The sequence below is a fragment of the Erwinia mallotivora genome (assembly GCF_000590885.1).
Classification (GTDB): domain Bacteria; phylum Pseudomonadota; class Gammaproteobacteria; order Enterobacterales; family Enterobacteriaceae; genus Erwinia; species Erwinia mallotivora.
Map to the genome: position 1 here is coordinate 1 of NZ_JFHN01000048.1, position 2,380 is coordinate 2,380.

The following is a 2,380-nucleotide window of genomic DNA, read 5'->3' on the forward strand; positions in this document are numbered from 1 at the left end:
GGACGCGGAGAAGAATACACTCGACACCGGCACGCTGGGCTTCAGCGACATCAGCAACGAAGCGGATTACAAAACGGCGCATCAGGGGATCGGGGTCAGCAGCGGCGCGTCGATGGGCGGCCAGTTTGCCGGTAACATGGCGAACACGCTGCTGGCGGGCGCGGGCGGCAGCGGACATGCGGAGGGCACGACGCAGTCGGCGGTATCGGCCGGCACGATAGTGGTGCGCGACGGGGCCAGTCAGCAGCAGGACGTGACGACGCTGAGTCGCGACGCGGCGGGTGCGAACGACAGCATCAGCCCGATCTTTAACAAAGAGAAAGAGCAGCAGCGGCTGCAAATGGCCCAGCTGATCGGTGAGGTGGGGGCGCAGGCAGGGGATATTGCAAGGACGGAAGGTCAGATACGGGCGACAAACGCCGGTAAAGCAGAGCTGGCAGCAAAAGGCATTAAAGAGCCGGGTGAGAACGCCACGAAGGAAGACTGGGCGAACTACAACAAAGCCCTGACGGAAACCTCCGGCTACAAAACGGCCCAGCAGCAGTGGGGAACCGGCAGCGCCATCCAGCAGGGTATCCAGGCCGCCACGGCGGCGGTGCAGGGTCTGGCCGGTGGTGACCTGAAAGCAGCATTAGCCGGAGCCTCAGCGCCTTACATCGCAGAAGTCATCAAGCAGTACGCACCGGATGAAACCAGCCGGGTGATGGCTCATGCAGCAGTAGCTGGCGTTATCGCCGCCGCTCAGGGTAACTCTGCGGCAGCAGGTGCGGCGGGCGCGGCCACCACAGCAGCGATGGGTGAAGCCATCAAAAACGCGCTGTATGGTGACGTGCCGGTCAGCCAGCTGAGCGAAGAACAGAAACAGACGCTGGTCGCGCTGGGAAGCCTGGCGGCGGGTCTGGCGGGCGGTCTGGCCGGAGACGGCACAGCGGATGTGGTGGCCGGTGCACAGGCGGGCCAGAACGAAATCAGCAATAATATGACCAGCCTCGGTATGTTGCAGATGATGCAGGCCAAATCGCTGCTGGATGCGGCGGCAGTGGCCGAAGCGGGCCAGGGCGGAGCAAATGAGCAGGCGGCACTGGCTCTGACGAAGGCTGTCAAGAAGGGACTGGACGCGGCCTGCCTGGCAAATACCAGCTGTGTTGTGATCGCGATAGCGAAAGCACAGAATCAGCAACACGCGGACGGCACTGGCAGCAAAACAGAAACCGTCCCGGTGAATGACGATCTGACCGGCGGGAAACTGGTCAATCCGGTTCAGGATGAGAGCAAAGGGACGTCGTTGATCACGCCGGATCAGTCTGGCGATCAGGGAGCCAGCAACACCGGTAATACGGATGGAGCACCCGGTACAGGCGGGAATACCACGGTTACACCGATCCCTGAGCAGAATAAAGATGATCTGGCATACTCATCAGAAACACAATTAGGGCGTGGTTCAACTGGCAGGACAGAAGCTAATTCTTTGCAAGAAAAATTGGCAATCGAACAAGCTTTGTCAAACCCTGAAGCTGGCCGTCAGCTACCGATTCCTATGACAGATAAAAGATGGCCTCGGGAAGATGGTTGGGTCAAAATGGCGCAAAATATAAATGGCGTTGAAATCCATTACGTCCGTAATACTAACACCGGTCAGGTAGATGACTTTAAATTTAAATAGGTTGTAATAAATGTTGGTTCTATGTAATTCAACGTCAGGAAAAAATTTACCCGATAATGCAAGAGTTATGGGGGAAACTGACGAAACGCTGTTTACTCCATTAGAAACAGGCATGGAGTATAAAGTCTATGGTGTCATGTTTTATCCGACTCGAACTGACTTATTGCTCTGTCCCGAAGGGGGCACACCTTTGTGGGCACCTTCAAACATTTTTGATGTATTAGATGATACATTGCCAGCTGGTTGGGGGTGTGTTATTGCCGAAAAAACAGAAGGTTATTGTGATTTGCATGAAGCATTTGGAATTAATGCTATATGTGGCTACCTTGAGTTAATTAGGTCCTATCAACATTACATTGGCATTCTTGAAAGAGATACGGACGAATTACAAAAGTTTTATACATACAAGCTAAGTTGCTGAAAAATCCGGGCCATAGTGCTGGGATTTCATACAATAAACCAGTTAGTTATCGTAACTTCTCAGCCGCCTCTGCGGGCGGTTCCGTTTGTGGCTCCTGCGCTGCCAGTATCAGGCAGCCAGGCCAATCCTTCACCTTCAGTATCATCCCGATGTCATCAGCTGACCTCAGGCGAAGCGCGGTCGGGTATCCTTGGCGTGCAGAACCGCAGCGACACCGTCAGCGGCTCAACGCTGAACGCGGGCAAAGACCTGAGCATCACCGCCACCGGCAAAGGGAACGGGCCGGAGAGCGGCAA

At 55.4% G+C, this 2,380-nt stretch carries 3 protein-coding genes; all 3 read left to right on the forward strand.

What is annotated here, in order from left to right; genetic code table 11:
- On the forward strand, nucleotides 1-1,663 hold a 1,663-nt coding region (locus BG55_RS22275; protein ID WP_052018795.1), incomplete at its 5' end, for a VENN motif pre-toxin domain-containing protein.
- Nucleotides 1,664-1,673: 10 nt separating this feature from the next.
- Nucleotides 1,674-2,084 carry a hypothetical protein gene (locus BG55_RS11050; protein WP_152542744.1) on the forward strand — a complete coding sequence of 137 codons (411 nt, stop codon included), beginning with the start codon at nucleotides 1,674-1,676 and terminating at the stop codon, nucleotides 2,082-2,084.
- Nucleotides 2,085-2,171: 87 nt separating this feature from the next.
- Nucleotides 2,172-2,380: hypothetical protein (locus BG55_RS11055; protein ID WP_152542746.1), on the forward strand; the 209-nt coding region annotated here is incomplete at its 3' end.